The organism is Pseudomonas sp. P4_B4 (assembly GCF_056402255.1).
The window spans coordinates 55,104-71,333 of sequence record NZ_JBFUHS010000014.1 but is presented as its reverse complement, the minus strand read 5'-3'; the positions used below and the strand labels follow the sequence as shown (position 1 = coordinate 71,333).

Here is a 16,230-nt window from a genome sequence, read left to right as displayed (position 1 = left end):
GCGCGGCGGGACCCTATTGGCATTTATTCAGGAAAAGCCGGGAAGTATAGCGGGGATGAGCCGAAGCGCGTAGAGCGAGGTGACAATGGGTGGGGGAAAAGTTGTGGGGGATCGGGATCTATTGAGTCAGTGAAGACCCCATCGTCGGAACGCCGCCCGGAGCCGGCTCGCTCCCACAGGGATATGTGTCGTACCAGCATTTTGTGAACGACACTCAACCTGTGGGAGCGAGCCTGCTCGCGATGACAATCTGTCAGACAACCTGATTCAGGTCGTTATGCCGCGTTTCCTTCAGGCACAGCACCGCAATCAAACTCAGCACCGCCGCCCCGGACACATAACCGCCGACGTAACTCAACCCGCCCATCGCCACCAGTTTCTGGGCGAAGAACGGCGCCGCGGAAGCGCCGACGATACCGCCCAGGTTGTAGGCAGCCGAGGCGCCGGTGTAGCGCACGTGGGTGGGGAACAGCTCCGGCAGCAGCGCACCCATCGGCGCAAATGTCACGCCCATCAGAAACAGTTCGATGCACAGGAACAGCGCCACACCCCAGGTCGAGCCTTGGGTCAGCAGGGGCTCCATGAGGAAGCCGGACAGGATCGCCAGCACACCGCCGATGATCAGCACCGGTTTGCGCCCGTAACGGTCGCTGGCCCAAGCCGACAGCGGGGTGGCGGCAGCCATGAACAGCACCGCGAAGCACAGCAGGCCGAGGAAGGTTTCGCGGCTGTAGCCGAGCGTTGCCACGCCGTAACTCAGGGAGAACACGGTGGAGATGTAAAACAGCGCGTAGCACACGACCATTGCGCCAGCTCCCAGCAATACGGGCGCCCAGTATTGGCCGAACAGCTCGAACAGCGGGATCTTCACTCGTTCCTGACGCGCTATGGCGTTGGCGAACACCGGGGTCTCATGCAGCTTGAGGCGCACGTACAGGCCGACCATCACCAGTGCGGCGCTGAGCAGGAACGGAATACGCCAGCCCCATGAACGGAACTGTTCATCATCCAGCACCACGGCCAGGGTCAGGAACAGGCCGTTGGCCGCCAGAAAGCCAATGGATGGACCCAATTGCGGGAACATGCCGAACCACGCGCGCTTGCCTTTCGGCGCATTCTCCGTGGCCAGCAATGCCGCGCCACCCCATTCACCGCCCAACCCAAGGCCTTGGCCGAAGCGCAGGACGCAAAGCAGGATCGGTGCCCAGGCGCCAATGCTGTCGTATCCCGGCAGCACGCCGATCAGCGTAGTGCACACGCCCATCAGCAGCAGCGAGGCGACCAGGGTCGACTTGCGGCCGATACGGTCGCCGAAGTGACCGAAAAGGGCCGAGCCCAAGGGGCGTGCAAGGAAGGCGATGCCGAACGTGAGAAACGCCGATAGCATCTGGGCGGTGCCGGATGTCTGCGGAAAGAACACCGGGCCGATTACCAGTGCGGCGGCGGTGGCATAGACGTAGAAGTCGTAGAACTCGATGGCGGTACCGATGAAGCTTGCGGTGGCCACGCGGGTGGCGGAGTTCGTCGGTTGCGCGGGTGTGGAGTCGCTGTAAGTCGTGCTGGTCGTCATGCGGTTATCCCTGACAGTCATGTGCTCCAGTGGAGCTAATTATTATGGTCGAGAACCCAGGGATGTGGGTGGAGGCACGGTCGCTGTTCAAGGTAGGAACAGTCGTCGGTTTGCTGCGGGCATTGCTGATGGTCGGGCCGGAAGCTGCGAAGTGCGGGGTAAGCACGGGGCCGGCGAGGCTTGGGTAAGCGCTTCGATTATAGGAAGGTGGCTAACGATCGAACAAGAGGGGGGAGCACTGGATTATTGTGGCGAGGGAGCTTGCTCCCGCTGGGCTGCGAAGCAGGCCTAATGGACAGACACCTCTATTATTCTGGTCCGGCTTGATGGCGGCCGCTGCGCGCCCGAGCGGGAGCAAGCTCCCTCGCCACAGAAAACTGCGCTGACCTTTAGATAACAACAGGCATCGAGCTGGTCTGCCAGATCAGCACCCGCGTGACACGGTTGTCCTCGGTCTCGAGAATCTCCAGGCGATACCGACCGATCTTCAGGCACACCGCGCTTTCGGGAATGGTTTCCAGTGCCTCGGTGACCAGACCGTTCAGGGTTTTCGGGCCATCGCTGGGCAGGTGCCAGCCGAGGCTCTTGTTCAGCTCACGAATGGACGCGGCACCGTCGATCACCAGGCGTCCGTCGGCTTGTGGATGAATGTGCGGATTGTCCAGGCTGTGCTGGCTTTCGAACTCGCCGACGATTTCTTCGAGAATGTCTTCCAGGGTGACGATGCCCAGCACTTCGCCGTATTCGTCGACCACCATGCCCAGGCGCCGCTGCTGCTTGTGGAAGTTGAGCAGTTGCAGCTGCAACGGGGTACTTTCCGGCACGAAGTACGGCTCGTGACTGGCCGCCAGCAACGCTTCCCTGGTCAGGCTCGCATCGGGCAGCAAGTGAAGGATGTGTCGGGTGTTGAGGACGGCTTCGACCTGGTTGATATCACTGTGGAACACCGGCAGGCGCGTGCGCTTGTTGTGGCGCAATTGTTCGATGATTTCTTCGATGGAGTCATCGAGATTGATGCCGTCCACGTCGCTGCGCGGTACCAGGATGTCATTGACGGTAATGTTGTCCAGCGCGTGGATGCCTGGCAGCGGGTGAGGGCGGCTTACGGTTTCGGAGGGCGCATGCCGCTCCGTCAGCATTTCGTCCTCACTTTGTTGCACCACTTTGGTTTTACGGGCGAATGGTCGCGTCAGCAACTGACTGATGCTATTGAGCAACCATGCCGCGGGGTAGATGATTTTCAGCGGCACCCGCAGCAGATTGTTGCCCTGGGCCAGGATCGCATCCGGATAGCGTGCGGCGAGGGCGCGTGGCAAGTAGTCGGAAAACACCAGCAAAATGGCGCCCGCCCCGAGGCAGGCGACCCACGGGCCGTTCTCGGCCCAGGTGAATATGGCCAGCAAGGTGCTGATGACCACCACGAGTGCACGGCAGAGGGTATTGCAAAAAATCAGGCTGGCCAGGGGGAAACTGAGTTTCGCCACCGGTTTGTCGCTGGAACGCGTTGCGGTGCGCTGGGCCAGCAAATGCTGATGCGCCGCTTCGATGGCGGTAAACAGCCCCGACCATAAAACCAGCAGGGTCACTACCGCGAGCATCGGCCCTATGGGCAAGTCGTCCATTAATGCCGCCCGTCAGATATGCAGGATGTATTCACGAACCAGTTTGCTGCCGAAATACGCCAGCATCAGCAGGCAAAAACCGGCCAGGGTCCAGCGAATGGCTTTGTGCCCGCGCCAGCCGAGGCGATTGCGTCCCCACAGCAGCACGCTGAAAACGATCCAGGCCAGGCAGGCCAGCAGGGTTTTGTGCACCAGGTGCTGGGCGAACAGGTTCTCGACGAACAGCCAGCCGGAAATCAGCGACAGCGACAGCAGCGTCCAGCCGGCCCAGAGGAAACCGAACAGCAGGCTTTCCATGGTTTGCAGCGGCGGGAAATTCTTGATCAGCCCGGAGGGGTGCTTGTGCTTGAGCTGGTGGTCTTGAACCAGCAGCAGCAAGGACTGGAACACCGCGATGGTGAACATGCCGTAGGCCAGAATCGAAAGCAGGATGTGGGCGAGGATGCCCGGCTCCTCATCGATGACCTGTACCGTGCCGGCGGGGGCAAAATGCGCCAGCAACACGGTCAAGGCCCCAAGCGGGAGCAGCAGGACCAGCAGGTTCTCTACCGGAATCCGCGAGCAGGCCAGCAGGGTCAGTGCGATGACCGCCACGGCAATCAGGCTGGCGGCGCTGAAGAAGTCCAGGGCCAAGCCGCCCGGGGTCAGCAGGTGGGTGAGCAGGCTGGCGCTGTGGGCCAATACGGCGAGCACGCCGAGCATGACCAGCAGGCGTTTGTTGGCCTTGGCGCCGGACGCCAGGCGAGTGCCCTGATAAATGGTCGCAGCGGCATACAAGCAGGCGGCGGCGAGGGTAGTAAGCAAGCTGGGTGACAAGGGGAGCATAAATCCTGTTAGGCAAGCCCGAAAGTCGCTGAGTTTGGCATAGAACCCCTGCCACACGAAAGACCGCGCAACCCGACAGCGAGGTGTCCGCCGGCCACAGTCTTCGCTATAATCCGCGACCTGCCCACGCCGCAGGCTCGCCGAGCACACGTTTAGTCCGGTCCGGGCCGCCATTATCCCGGTCTACACAGGGCCTGAAAGGATCGCGCAATGTTTGAAAACTTAACCGACCGTCTCTCGCAGACGCTGCGCCATGTCACCGGCAAGGCCAAGCTGACTGAAGACAACATCAAAGACACCCTGCGTGAAGTGCGCATGGCGTTGCTCGAAGCCGACGTCGCCCTGCCGGTGGTCAAGGACTTCGTCAATTCGGTCAAGGAACGCGCCGTAGGCACCGAGGTGTCGCGCAGCCTGACGCCGGGCCAGGCCTTCGTGAAGATCGTCCAGGCCGAACTCGAAAGCCTGATGGGCGCGGCCAACGAAGATTTGAACCTGAGCGCCGTGCCGCCAGCGGTCATCCTGATGGCCGGTTTGCAGGGCGCTGGTAAAACCACCACCGCCGGCAAGCTCGCGCGCTTCCTTAAAGAGCGCAAGAAGAAGTCGGTCATGGTCGTATCCGCCGACGTTTATCGTCCTGCGGCGATCAAGCAGCTGGAAATGCTCGCCGGTGAAGTCGGCGTTACCTTCTTCCCGTCCGACCTGAGTCAGAAGCCGGTCGAGATCGCGCAAGCGGCTATTAAGGAAGCGAAACTCAAATTTATCGACGTGGTCATCGTCGATACCGCCGGTCGCCTGCACATCGATGAAGAGATGATGGGCGAGATCAAGGCGCTGCACGCCGCGATCAATCCGGTCGAAACCCTGTTCGTGGTCGACGCCATGACCGGTCAGGACGCCGCCAACACGGCCAAGGCCTTCGGTGATGCATTGCCGCTGACCGGTGTGATCCTGACCAAGGTCGACGGCGATGCCCGTGGCGGTGCTGCGCTGTCGGTGCGCGCCATCACCGGCAAACCGATCAAGTTCATCGGCATGGGCGAGAAGAGCGAAGCGCTCGATCCGTTCCACCCTGAGCGTATCGCCTCGCGCATCCTCGGCATGGGCGACGTGCTCAGCCTGATCGAGCAGGCGGAAGCGACCCTCGACAAGGACAAGGCCGACAAACTGGCCAAGAAGCTGAAGAAGGGCAAGGGCTTCGACCTCGAAGACTTCCGCGATCAGCTGCAACAGATGAAGAACATGGGCGGCCTCGGCGGGCTCATGGACAAGCTGCCGAACATGGGTGGCGTGAACCTGGCGCAAATGGGCAACGCCCAGGGCGCGGCAGAAAAGCAATTCAAGCAGATGGAAGCCATCATCAACTCCATGACCCCGGCCGAGCGCCGCGACCCTGAGATGATCAGCGGTTCGCGCAAACGCCGGATCGCCATGGGTTCCGGCACCCAGGTGCAGGACATCGGCCGCTTGATCAAGCAGCACAAGCAGATGCAGAAGATGATGAAGAAATTCTCCGCGAAAGGCGGAATGGCCAAGATGATGCGCGGCATGGGCGGTATGTTGCCCGGCGGCGGCATGCCAAAGATGTAAAGAATCCGCGCCGGCCATCAGGTCGGCGCAGCCCCACACGGAAGTGGGATATACAGCAAACCCGCACTTGGCGGGAGCTGACCGGCCGTTTTCAACGACGGCTCTATAGCAAATCTGCATGGCGGCCGATAGACCGCCGGAAAAAGTCATTTGCAAAAGTCCGGATATTCCTTAGAATATGCGGCCTTTCGGGCACCCATGCCCGCTGTGCCTTTAGATTTGCAGCACCGACTACAGGAACGATGTTCACATGCTAACAATCCGTCTTGCCCTTGGCGGCTCCAAAAAGCGCCCGTTTTACCACTTGACCGTAACCGACAGCCGCAACCCGCGCGACGGTTCGCACAAGGAACAGGTTGGCTACTTCAACCCTGTTGCCCGTGGTCAGGAAGTTCGTCTGTCCGTGAACCAAGAGCGCGTAGCCTACTGGCTGAGCGTTGGTGCACAACCTTCTGAGCGCGTTGCTCAGTTGTTGAAGGAATCTGCTAAGGCTGCGGCCTGAGCAATATGAACGCGACGCCTGCCATTGCTGATGATTTGATCGTTATCGGCAAGATTTATTCTGTTCACGGCGTTCGCGGCGAAGTGAAGGTGTACTCCTTTACTGATCCGATTAAAAACCTGCTGGACTACAAAACCTGGACGCTCAAGCGTGACGGTAATGTAAAGCAGGTAGAGCTGGTCAGCGGACGCGGGAACGACAAGTTCCTGGTCGCAAAGCTCAAGGATCTCGATGATCGCGAAGAAGCTCGTCTTCTGGCCGGTTATGAGATCTGCGTGCCGCGCAACCTGTTCCCTGAACTCACCGACGGCGAGTACTACTGGTACCAGCTGGAAGGTCTCAAGGTCATCGACACCCTCGGACAACTGTTCGGGAAAATCGATCACCTGCTGGAGACCGGCTCGAACGATGTCATGGTGGTCAAGCCTTGCGCTGGCAGCCTGGATGATCGCGAACGCCTGTTGCCCTATACGGAGCAATGCGTGTTGGCCGTCGACCTGGCAGCGGGCGAGATGAAGGTGGATTGGGACGCGGATTTCTAAGCGTGGCTAACTTGCGCGTAGAAGTGATCAGTCTGTTTCCCGAGATGTTTTCCGCCATCAGCGAGTACGGCATCACCAGTCGGGCGGTGAAACAGGGGCTCTTGCAGCTCACCTGTTGGAATCCGCGAGACTACACGACGGATCGACATCACACTGTGGACGATCGCCCGTTTGGCGGTGGTCCGGGCATGGTGATGAAGATCAAGCCCCTGGAAGATGCTCTGGTTCAGGCCAAGGCAGCAGCCGGGGAGGCGGCGAAGGTAATTTACCTGTCCCCCCAAGGCCGTCAACTGACTCAGTCGGCGGTACGCGAGTTGGCGAATCTGGATGCATTGATCCTGATTGCCGGCCGCTATGAAGGCATTGACGAGCGTTTTATTGATGCTCATGTCGATGAAGAGTGGTCGATTGGCGACTATGTACTGTCTGGCGGCGAGCTGCCGGCGATGGTCCTGATCGATGCGGTTACACGACTGCTGCCTGGAGCTTTAGGGCATGCGGACTCCGCCGAGGAAGATTCCTTTACGGATGGTTTGCTGGATTGCCCGCACTACACCCGACCGGAGGTGTATGCGGATCAGCGTGTTCCCGACGTATTGCTAAGTGGCAATCACGCGCACATCCGGCGTTGGCGTTTACAGCAGTCCCTTGGTCGGACCTTTGAACGACGCGCTGATCTTCTGGAAAGCCGCTCGCTTTCTGGAGAAGAGAAGAAGCTGCTCGAGGAATACATCCGCGAGCGGGACGATAGTTAACAACGTATCGATGGTAGATCCGACGATTTACCTTAGGAGCACAGCATGACTAACAAAATCATCCTTGCACTCGAAGCAGAGCAGATGACCAAAGAGATCCCTACCTTTGCCCCGGGCGACACCATTGTCGTTCAGGTGAAAGTGAAGGAAGGCGACCGTTCGCGTCTGCAAGCGTTCGAAGGTGTTGTTATCGCCAAGCGTAACCGCGGCGTAAACAGTGCATTCACCGTTCGTAAAATCTCCAACGGTGTTGGCGTAGAGCGTACTTTCCAGACCTACTCCCCGCAAATCGACAGCATGGCTGTCAAGCGTCGCGGTGACGTACGTAAAGCCAAGCTGTACTACCTGCGTGACCTGTCGGGTAAAGCAGCTCGCATCAAGGAAAAACTGGCTTAAGTCCAGCTTCCGATGCAAAAAAAGCAGCCTGCGGGCTGCTTTTTTGTTGCCTGCGATTTAGTGCTCGCTTGGATTTACACTGTCTCGGGCTGGATCAACGCTAACAACGTCCATCCCGCCGAAGGCTTTAACGTGTTTTCCGGTGTCACCACGTGTACCCAACCGCTGTTGTCGCGCACGAACAGCAGGGTCGCACGCTCGCCATGCAGCGCGCGGTAGTCGTCCCAGCTGAAACCGTCTGTCAATGTCGTGCTGTACAGCTCTGAGCCCTGACTCAGCTGGCTGGCGAGCTTGGCGTAGGTCAGCGCTTCGCTGCCCAGTTGATTGCCGCGATGTTCCAGACTGGTGCGATGCTTGTCGGTGCGGCGGCTTTCCTGGCCGCTGGCCAGACCAAACATGCGTTGATGGCCCAGTTCATGACGAAAGCGCATCAGCGCCAGGGTGTTCATCTCGCCGGAGGGTGACAGCGCCAGCAAATGCCCGAGGCCGACCAGGTCCAGATGCGCATCGGCATGTTGCGACGCCGGGTTGCCAAAATAGGTCGACAAGCCTTCCATCCGCGCTGCACTAATGTTTTCCCAGCTCGAATCCGTCAGCAGTACGCGACTGCCCAGTTGTTGCAGTGCCTTGCCCAGCGTGCGCGCAGGCCCGTTGGCGCCGATGATCAGGAAACCGCTCGGTGCCGGTTCCGCCACCTTCAGCAGGCGTGCCAACGGTCGTGCCGTCGCGCTTTGCAGCACCACCGTGCCGATGATCACAGCAAAGGTGAGCGGCACGAGCAGCAACGCGCCCTGATGGCCGGCCGCGTGCAGGCGAATGGCGAAGATTGCCGACACCGCCGCTGCCACGATGCCCCTTGGGGCAATCCATGCCAGCAGCGCCCGTTCGCGCCAATTCAGGCTGGAGCCCGCCGTGCACAGCAGCACATTCAAAGGGCGGGCGATGAATTGAATGACCAGCAGCAAAATCAGCACCAGAGGCCCGAGGCCGATCATGGCGTTCAGGTCCAGCCGTGCCGCCAAAAGAATGAACAGGCCGGAGATCAGCAGCACGCTGAGGTTCTCCTTGAAGTGCAGGATATGCCGCACGTCCACGCCTTTCATGTTGGCCAGCCACATGCCCATCAAGGTCACGGCCAGCAACCCGGATTCGTTGGTGACTTCGTTGGAGGCAATGAAAATACCCAGGACTGCCGCGAGCGCTGCCAGGTTGTGCAGGTATTCCGGCAGCCACTGGCGACGAATCAGGGTGCCGAGCAACCAACCACCAAAAACACCGAACAGGCTGCCGCACAAAATCACGCCACCGAAGGTCAGCAGGCTTTCCTTGAGGCCGTTACCTTCAGCGTTGGCGATGATAAAGCTATAGACGACCACCGCCAGCAGGGCACCGATGGGATCGATGGCAATGCCTTCCCAGCGCAGGATATTGGCAATCGACGCTTTCGGGCGCACGACGCGCAGCATCGGTACGATCACGGTCGGCCCGGTCACCAGGGTCAGACTGCCGAACAGGATGGCCAGCATCCAGTCGAAATCCAGTAGCCAGTGAGTGGCGACAGCAATGACCACCCAAGTGGAGAGGGCGCCAATCGTGACCAGGCGGTGGACGACGCTGCCGATCTCTCGCCACTCGGACAAATGCAGGGTCAGGCTGCCTTCGAACAGGATCAGCGCCACCGCCAGGGACACCAGCGGCATCAGCAGTGGCCCGAACATCTCTTGCGGGTTGAGCAAGTGCAGCACGGGGCCGGCCAGGATGCCGGTCAACAGCAGGAAAAGGATTGCCGGCAGTTTCAAGCGCCAGGCCAGCCATTGACAGAGCAGTGCCGCCGCACCGATTCCGCCAAATGCCAATAAGATCTGCTGTTCGCTCATTGCGGCTCCCTGTTCCTTGAAATGGCGGCCTATGAAAGACTAGCGGCCGTTTCCATGTCCAATTTTAATTTTGCGCGCAGCCTCAAGGCTGCGTGATTCGAGTGCCCATGCCTGCCATCGATCACCCGCTGATAGATCAATTCCTCGATGCCTTGTGGCTGGAGAAAGGCCTTTCCGATAACACTCGCGGTGCCTATCGCAGTGACCTGGCGCTGTTCAACGGCTGGTTACAGGACAAAGGACTAGAGCTGGTCAATACCGGGCGCGAGTTGATACTCGACCACCTGGCCTGGCGCCTGGAGCAAAACTACAAGCCTCGTTCCACTGCGCGATTTCTTTCGGGTGTGCGTGGCTTCTATCGGTATCTGTTGCGGGAAAAGATGATCTCGGTCGATCCAACGTTACGGGTTGATATGCCGCAACTCGGCAGGCCGCTGCCAAAGTCCTTGTCTGAGGCGGATGTGGAAGCCTTGCTGAAGGCGCCGGACTTGAGCGAGGCCATCGGTCAGCGCGACCGGGCCATGCTTGAAGTGCTGTATGCCTGTGGCTTGCGGGTGACCGAGCTGATCAGCCTCACCCTGGAACAAGTCAATTTGCGTCAAGGCGTGTTGCGAGTGATGGGCAAGGGCAGCAAGGAGCGGTTGGTGCCGATGGGCGAGGAGGCGATTGTCTGGGTCGAGCGCTACATGCGTGATGCCCGCAGCGAACTGCTTGGCGGACGTCCCAGCGACGTGTTGTTCCCCAGTCAGCGTGGCGAGCAGATGACCCGCCAGACCTTTTGGCACCGGATCAAGCATCAGGCCAAGGTGGCCGGCATCGGCAAGTCGCTGTCGCCACACACGCTGCGCCATGCCTTCGCCACGCACCTGCTCAACCACGGCGCAGACCTGCGGGTGGTGCAGATGCTGCTGGGGCACAGCGATTTGTCGACGACACAGATCTACACCCATGTTGCCCGGGCGCGCTTGCAGGATCTGCATGCCAAACACCATCCCAGAGGCTAACGCAAAACCTGTGGGAGCGAGCCTGCTCGCGAAGAGGCCGGCATATCCAATATTAATGGCGCCTGATACACCGCATTCGCGAGCAGGCTCGCTCCCACAGGGGGGTTGTGTCGCCACAAATGTCTTGTGTCAGGTGCATTCGGCCATGCGGACCTTATGTGATAGGCTGGGCCGGTTTGCACGATGGGCGGTTATGACCCGGTGTTTCGGCACGGGCGTTCTGATCGTCCCATATGTTCGCCTTCAGGAGTTCTCATGCGTCTGACCCAGATTTTCGCCGCCGCAGCCATTGCGTTGGTCAGCACTTTTGCCGTCGCCGATGATGCGGCCGACAAAGCCATTCGTAAAAGCCTGGAAAACCTCCAGCTCGAAGTCCCGGTGGAAAGCATCACCGCCAGCCCGTTGCCAGGCCTGTACGAAGTCAAACTCAAAGGCAGCCGTGTGCTGTACGCCAGTGCCGACGGCCAGTACGTGGTTCAGGGCTACCTGTTCGATCTCAAGGACGGCAAGCCGGTCAACCTGACCGAGAAGACCGAGCGCCTGGGCATCTCCAAGCTGATCAACGACATCCCGGTTGCCGAAACCGTTGTCTACCCGGCCATTGGCGAAACCAAGTCGCACATCACCGTATTCACCGACACCACTTGCCCGTACTGCCACAAACTCCACGCCGAAGTGCCTGAGCTGAACAAGCGCGGCATCGAAGTGCGTTACGTCGCGTTCCCGCGCCAGGGCCTGGGTTCGCCGGGTGACGAACAGCTGCAAGCGGTGTGGTGCTCGAAAGACAAGAAAGCGGCCATGGACAAAATGGTCGACGGCAAGGAAATCAAGGCCGCCAAGTGCGATAACCCGGTTTCCAAACAGTTCGCACTCGGTCAGTCGATCGGCGTGAACGGCACACCGGCCATCGTTTTGGCCGACGGTCAGGTCATTCCGGGCTACCAGCCTGCGCCACAAGTCGCCAAACTGGCGCTGGGCGCGAAGTAAATTCGCATCGTCACGGTCAGCCATTGACGATCATGGTCCGGTAGCGACATTCGCCGGGTCATCAATAGAGAACCGCGAGTATGCGGTTGTTTTCACGGCCGGCCTCGAGTCGGCCGTTTTATGGGGAGTTCACAGTGAAACCGGTCAAAGTAGGCATCTGTGGGTTAGGAACCGTCGGTGGCGGTACCTTCAACGTACTTCAGCGCAACGCCGAGGAAATTGCTCGTCGTGCCGGGCGTGGGATCGAAGTGGCACAAATTGCCATGCGCACGCCAAAGCCTCAGTTCCAAACGACCGGTATTGCGATTACCAACGATGTCTTCGAAGTGGCCACGAACCCTGAGATCGACATCGTTATAGAGCTGATGGGCGGCTACACCGTTGCCCTCGAGCTGGTACTCAAGGCCATCGAGAATGGCAAGCATGTGGTCACCGCGAACAAGGCGCTAATCGCCGTTCACGGTAATGAAATTTTCGCCAAGGCCCGCGAGAAGGGCGTGATCGTTGCGTTCGAAGCGGCGGTGGCCGGTGGCATCCCGGTGATCAAGGCGATCCGCGAAGGCCTGTCCGCCAACCGCATCAACTGGGTAGCCGGCATCATCAATGGCACCGGCAACTTCATCCTGACGGAAATGCGCGAGAAGGGTCGCACCTTCGAAGACGTATTGGCCGAAGCCCAGGCCCTGGGTTACGCCGAAGCCGATCCGACCTTCGACGTTGAGGGTATCGACGCCGCTCACAAGCTGACGATCCTGGCGTCCATCGCGTTCGGTATTCCGTTGCAGTTCGACAAGGCTTACACCGAAGGCATCACCAAGTTGACCACCGCCGACGTGAACTACGCCGAAGCGCTGGGTTACCGCATCAAACACCTGGGCGTGGCGCGCAGCACCGCGGCCGGTATCGAACTGCGCGTGCACCCGACGCTGATCCCGGCCGATCGCCTGATCGCCAACGTCAACGGCGTGATGAACGCGGTGATGGTCAACGGCGATGCTGCCGGTTCGACCCTGTTCTACGGCGCTGGCGCAGGCATGGAGCCGACCGCTTCGTCGGTGATCGCCGACTTGGTGGACGTGGTTCGCGCCATGACTTCCGACCCGGAAAACCGCGTGCCGCACCTGGCGTTCCAGCCGGACTCGCTGTCGGCTCACCCGATCCTGCCGATCGAAGCCTGTGAAAGCGCCTACTACCTGCGTATTCAGGCCAAGGACCATCCGGGCGTATTGGCTCAGGTCGCGAGCATCCTCTCGGAGCGCGGCATCAACATCGAGTCGATCATGCAGAAGGAAGCCGAGGAGCACGACGGCCTGGTGCCGATGATCCTGCTGACCCACCGCGTGCTGGAACAGCACATCAACGATGCCATCGCTGCTTTGGAAGCCTTGGCGGGTGTGGTCGGTCCGGTTGTACGGATCCGTGTCGAGCACCTTAACTGAAGCAGCGGCAAGCTTTTAGCTGCAAGCTGCAAGAAAAAGCATTAACACAGCGGCAGGCTTCATGACGCCAGTGGCAGGACGAAAGCGATTCGGCTTTTACTTGCAGCTTGTAGCTTGAAGCTTGCAGCTCCAAACCAAAGGTTTGCCCCTATGCGCTACATCAGTACCCGCGGCCAGGCACCGGCCCTGAATTTCGAAGACGTCTTGCTGGCAGGCCTTGCCACCGACGGCGGTCTGTACGTCCCGGAAAACCTGCCACGTTTCACCCAGGAAGAAATCGCTTCCTGGGCCGGCCTGCCGTATCACGAGCTGGCTTTTCGCGTTATGCGCCCGTTCGTTACCGGCAGCATCCCGGACGCCGATTTCAAAAAGATTCTTGAAGAAACCTACGGCGTGTTCGCCCACAGCGCCGTTGCGCCGCTGCGTCAGCTGAACGGCAACGAATGGGTGCTGGAGTTGTTCCACGGGCCGACCCTGGCGTTCAAGGACTTCGCCCTGCAATTGCTGGGTCGTTTGCTCGACTACGTGCTGGAAAAGCGCGGCGAGCGCGTGGTGATCGTCGGTGCCACCTCCGGTGACACCGGCTCGGCCGCCATCGAAGGCTGCAAACACTGCGAAAACGTCGACATCTTCATTCTGCATCCGCACAACCGTGTGTCCGAAGTGCAGCGTCGGCAGATGACCACCATTTTCGGTGAGAACATCCACAACATCGCCATCGAAGGCAACTTCGATGACTGCCAGGAAATGGTCAAGGCAAGCTTCGCCGACCAGGGTTTCCTCAAGGGCACTCGCCTGGTGGCGGTGAACTCGATCAACTGGGCGCGGATCATGGCTCAGATCGTCTACTACTTCCACGCGGCCCTGCAGTTGGGTGGCCCGGCGCGTTCGGTGTCGTTCTCGGTACCGACCGGCAACTTCGGCGACATCTTCGCCGGTTACCTGGCGCGCAACATGGGCCTGCCGATCAACCAGTTGATCGTCGCCACCAACCGCAACGACATCCTGCATCGCTTCATGAGCGGCAACCAATACGTTAAGGAAACCCTGCACGCCACGCTGTCGCCGTCCATGGACATCATGGTGTCGTCGAACTTCGAACGCCTGCTGTTCGACCTGCATGGTCGCAACGGCGCGGCAATCGCCGGGCTGATGGATTCGTTCAAGCAGGGCGGCGGTTTCAGCGTCGAGCAGGAGCGCTGGACCGAAGCCCGCAAGTTGTTCGACTCGCTGGCCGTGGATGACGCGCAAACCTGCGAAACCATCGCCGAAGTCTACGAGCAGACCGGTGAAGTGCTGGATCCGCACACCGCTATCGGTGTCAAAGCCGCGCGGGAATGCCGCCGTAGCCTGGACATTCCAATGGTGATCCTGGGCACCGCCCACCCGGTAAAATTCCCGGACGCCGTGGAAAAAGCCGGTGTAGGAAAAGCTCTCGAACTGCCTGTGCATCTTTCTGATTTGTTTGAACGAGACGAACGTTGCACCGTTTTGCCAAATGACCTGAAGGCCGTGCAGGCCTTTGTCAGTCAGCATGGTAACCGCGGCAAGCCGCTGTAACCGGTCAGCGCTGTTACATTTTGAAGCCCGTCTCCTGACGGGCTTTTTCATTTCTGCATGCACACTTGTCGTGTTATCGCCGCGAAAGGACAGGCGAGTGAATCACCAAGGACGTGGGAATGCTGTTTACAAGTGTGTTCAAGTCAGTTGTGCGCTGGCTGTTTTTGCTCGGCATCCTGGGTGTTGCCCAATGGGGAGGGGCGAGCCCTGCATCGACTCAGGAGCGTGGGAAGTCTGTCGCACGTTCAATGGTCGTGCTGGATGACCAGGAGTTGCAATGGATGGCCGGCCATCCACGGGTCGTGGTCACGGCACTGGAATACCCGTTGTACCTGTTCAAGGATGAACATGGCCAATGGACGGGCTTGAACAGTGACCTGCTCAAGCGCATCAGCGACATGACAGGGTTGCAGTTCGTTTACGAACAGTCTTTTTCCACCGATCAGATGCTGGCCCATCTGGAAAGCGGCGCGGCGGATTTGAGTACGACCCTGTCGATGAATGACGAACGAAAGGTATTTCTCGACTTCAGCCATGCGTTCGGCGGTGCCGGATGGGTCTTTGTCGGGCAGGCTGGGGCGCCGCCGGTGCAGTCGCTGGAGGATCTGGCGAAGCGGGTACTGGTGCTGCCGACCCGGCATGCACTGGAAGCAGTGATCCGTCGAGATTATCCATCCATCGAATTGCGTTCGGTTAAAACCTACGCCGAAGCCCGTGCCTGGGTTGAAAGTGACGAAGCCTACGTCACCATCGAAAACGAAATCGGCGCCCAGCATTTTCCGTCGGGTCGGCTGCAGATCGGGGCTGTGGTGCCGGGCAAATGGGATGCGGATTATCTGACATTGCGCAAAGGTCAGCCGCAGTTGCTGAGTATCCTCAACAAGGCGCTTGAGGCGTTTCCTGCGCAGGAGTTGCGCGACCTTCGTCTGAAATGGTTCGGTGGCGCTACCGTGCCACAGCCGACTGGCCTCTGGCAGCGGATTGACCAGTGGGTTTGCTGGGGGGTGTTGGTGCTCAGCCTGTTCGGTCTGTTGTCCCTGCTCTGGAATCGGCGGTTGGCGGTGGTGGTCAGGCAACGGGTCGAGGCCCAAAGCAGTCTGCGCGATCAGCTCGCATTCCAGCATGCCCTGATGGATGCCATGCCTGACCCGATGTTTGTCCGTGATCTGCAGGGGCGCTTGATCATGTGCAACAAAAGTTATGAGGACGCCTTGTCGACGCGCTTTGACAGGATGCAGGGGCGGCAGTTGATCGAGGTCGATGTCATGCCCAGACAAACCGCGGAACTGCTGCATGCCGAGTTCCTGGCGCAATTGAGTACGCGCAGGACGCGCTTCTTCGAGCGTCAATTGATGTTTAAGGACGGTGTCAGGGATATCTACCAGTGGACAGTGCCGTTTTATACGGCCGATGGCCAGCTACGAGGATTGTTGGGGGGCTGGGCCGACATCGCCCGGCGTACCCGACAGACGTGATGGTTGGGTTTTTTCTCTGTCATGTTCGCCGTGCATGCTCTCTTGACTGGGTTGCAGGTTCGCCTGCTGTCAGTATCCAGAACTTTCTT

14 protein-coding genes are annotated in these 16,230 nt (G+C 59.6%); 10 read left to right on the top strand and 4 right to left on the bottom strand.

The genetic code is table 11. The features are described from left to right. Positions 1 to 253: 253 nt before the first annotated feature. From AC1DVE_RS16360 to AC1DVE_RS16350, 3 genes are all read right to left on the bottom strand, one after another. Positions 254 to 1,570, bottom strand: coding sequence for an MFS transporter (locus AC1DVE_RS16360; RefSeq protein WP_223532206.1), 1,317 nt, complete (start codon positions 1,568 to 1,570; stop codon positions 254 to 256). 389 nt (positions 1,571 to 1,959) lie between these two features. Next, positions 1,960 to 3,192: a transporter associated domain-containing protein gene (locus AC1DVE_RS16355; protein WP_223459714.1), complete on the bottom strand. Its 1,233-nt coding sequence runs from the start codon at positions 3,190 to 3,192 to the stop codon at positions 1,960 to 1,962. A 12-nt stretch (positions 3,193 to 3,204) separates the two neighbouring features. Continuing rightward, a complete protein-coding gene (locus AC1DVE_RS16350) occupies positions 3,205 to 4,017 on the bottom strand; it encodes a cytochrome C assembly family protein (RefSeq protein ID WP_223459712.1) in 813 nt (270 codons plus the stop codon). A gap of 210 nt (positions 4,018 to 4,227) precedes the next feature. On the opposite strand from AC1DVE_RS16350, the gene ffh reads away from it, so the two are divergent. The 5 genes from ffh to rplS all read left to right on the top strand — a co-directional run bounded on the left by ffh (position 4,228) and on the right by rplS (position 7,799). Further along, positions 4,228 to 5,604 (top strand): signal recognition particle protein, encoded by a 1,377-nt coding sequence (ffh, locus tag AC1DVE_RS16345; protein ID WP_056726162.1) that lies wholly within the window; start codon positions 4,228 to 4,230, stop codon positions 5,602 to 5,604. 250 nt (positions 5,605 to 5,854) lie between these two features. Beyond that, entirely contained in the window at positions 5,855 to 6,106 is a 252-nt protein-coding gene (rpsP, locus tag AC1DVE_RS16340; RefSeq protein ID WP_007972721.1) for a 30S ribosomal protein S16, read from the top strand. A gap of 5 nt (positions 6,107 to 6,111) precedes the next feature. Then, on the top strand, positions 6,112 to 6,648 hold the full coding sequence (rimM, locus tag AC1DVE_RS16335) for a ribosome maturation factor RimM (RefSeq protein WP_223459710.1): 537 nt from the start codon (positions 6,112 to 6,114) through the stop codon (positions 6,646 to 6,648). A gap of 2 nt (positions 6,649 to 6,650) precedes the next feature. Continuing rightward, complete coding sequence (gene trmD / locus AC1DVE_RS16330) at positions 6,651 to 7,403, top strand: tRNA (guanosine(37)-N1)-methyltransferase TrmD (RefSeq protein ID WP_007897583.1); 753 nt, start codon at positions 6,651 to 6,653, stop codon at positions 7,401 to 7,403. 45 nt (positions 7,404 to 7,448) lie between these two features. Continuing rightward, positions 7,449 to 7,799: a 50S ribosomal protein L19 gene (rplS, locus tag AC1DVE_RS16325; RefSeq protein WP_003175895.1), complete on the top strand. Its 351-nt coding sequence runs from the start codon at positions 7,449 to 7,451 to the stop codon at positions 7,797 to 7,799. A gap of 74 nt (positions 7,800 to 7,873) precedes the next feature. Here rplS and AC1DVE_RS16320 read toward each other — a convergent pair whose 3' ends face one another. Then, the gene (locus AC1DVE_RS16320) at positions 7,874 to 9,676 is read right to left on the bottom strand and encodes a cation:proton antiporter (protein WP_223459707.1); all 1,803 of its coding nucleotides are present in this window, start codon (positions 9,674 to 9,676) and stop codon (positions 7,874 to 7,876) included. A gap of 107 nt (positions 9,677 to 9,783) precedes the next feature. Between AC1DVE_RS16320 and xerD the strand changes: the two genes are divergently transcribed. From xerD to AC1DVE_RS16295, 5 genes are all read left to right on the top strand, one after another. Then, positions 9,784 to 10,680 (top strand): site-specific tyrosine recombinase XerD, encoded by an 897-nt coding sequence (xerD, locus tag AC1DVE_RS16315; RefSeq protein ID WP_223459705.1) that lies wholly within the window; start codon positions 9,784 to 9,786, stop codon positions 10,678 to 10,680. A gap of 255 nt (positions 10,681 to 10,935) precedes the next feature. Then, a complete protein-coding gene (dsbC, locus tag AC1DVE_RS16310; RefSeq protein ID WP_007990033.1) occupies positions 10,936 to 11,667 on the top strand; it encodes a bifunctional protein-disulfide isomerase/oxidoreductase DsbC in 732 nt (243 codons plus the stop codon). A gap of 134 nt (positions 11,668 to 11,801) precedes the next feature. Then, entirely contained in the window at positions 11,802 to 13,106 is a 1,305-nt protein-coding gene (locus tag AC1DVE_RS16305; RefSeq protein WP_223459704.1) for a homoserine dehydrogenase, read from the top strand. 150 nt (positions 13,107 to 13,256) lie between these two features. Next, positions 13,257 to 14,666 (top strand): threonine synthase, encoded by a 1,410-nt coding sequence (thrC, locus tag AC1DVE_RS16300; RefSeq protein WP_075945553.1) that lies wholly within the window; start codon positions 13,257 to 13,259, stop codon positions 14,664 to 14,666. Positions 14,667 to 14,785: 119 nt separating this feature from the next. After that, on the top strand, positions 14,786 to 16,141 hold the full coding sequence (locus AC1DVE_RS16295) for a transporter substrate-binding domain-containing protein (RefSeq protein ID WP_223459700.1): 1,356 nt from the start codon (positions 14,786 to 14,788) through the stop codon (positions 16,139 to 16,141). Positions 16,142 to 16,230: the final 89 nt, after the last annotated feature.